Below are 765 nucleotides of genomic sequence, written 5' to 3'. Positions count from 1 at the left end.
GCAAATACTAAACTTTTCACTAGCTAATTACTTGCAAAAACGGATGAGTCCATATACGTAGGCTGGGCTGAAAAGCCCAGCAACATATATTGAATATCAACCCTAAACCGGTTATAAACCCCAAAATGGAATTATAAAACCAACCTTATGCGTAGTTACCGAAGAGTATTAATACCAAATGCCAGTTATTTTTTTACAATAAATCTGCAAGACCGAAGGAGTAATTTACTCCTGCATCGAATTGATGCCCTAAGAGCTGCTTTTAAAACAGTTCAAATGAGACATCCTTTCTATTTAGATGCGATAGTCATCTTACCGGATCATTACCATATGATTATGACTTTGCCTGAAGGAGATATGAATTATTCTATTCGGATAAGTTTAATCAAATCTGCATTTTCCAGGCAAATTGATTTGGGAGAAAAGATATCTCAATCTCGGAAAAATAAACGTGAGCGTGGTATTTGGCAACGCCGTTACTGGGAACACGTCATCACAAACTCAAAAGACTATGAGCATCATGTAAATTATATTCATTTCAATCCAGTCAAACATGGTTATGTTGTTACTCCTTCTGATTGGAGATATTCGAGTATCCATCGTTTTATCAGTCAAGGGATTTTAAAAAAGGATTGGGCTTGTAATGATGTTTTTGGACAGTTGAGGCTTGGGGAATGAGATGATGCTGGGCTTTTCAGCCCAGCCTACGTATATGGACTCATCCGTTTTTGCAAGTAATTAGCTAGTGAAAAGTTTAGTATTTGC

1 protein-coding gene is annotated in these 765 nt (G+C 36.9%); it reads left to right on the top strand.

The features are described from left to right. Window positions 1-147: 147 nt before the first annotated feature. Window positions 148-678 (top strand): REP-associated tyrosine transposase, encoded by a 531-nt coding sequence (locus Lstg_RS16255; RefSeq protein ID WP_058478663.1) that lies wholly within the window; start codon window positions 148-150, stop codon window positions 676-678. The last annotated feature ends 87 nt before the right edge of the window (window positions 679-765 follow it).

This window comes from Legionella steigerwaltii (assembly GCF_001468065.1).
GTDB lineage: Bacteria > Pseudomonadota > Gammaproteobacteria > Legionellales > Legionellaceae > Legionella > Legionella steigerwaltii.
Note: the sequence above shows the minus strand (reverse complement) of the source record. Positions and strands in the feature narration are given on the sequence as shown.

Excerpts from the sequence above, each read along its gene's own strand:
- Lstg_RS16255 (WP_058478663.1), top strand. The coding sequence starts at position 148 with ATGCGTAGTTACCGAAGAGTATTAATACCAAATGCCAGTTATTTTTTT.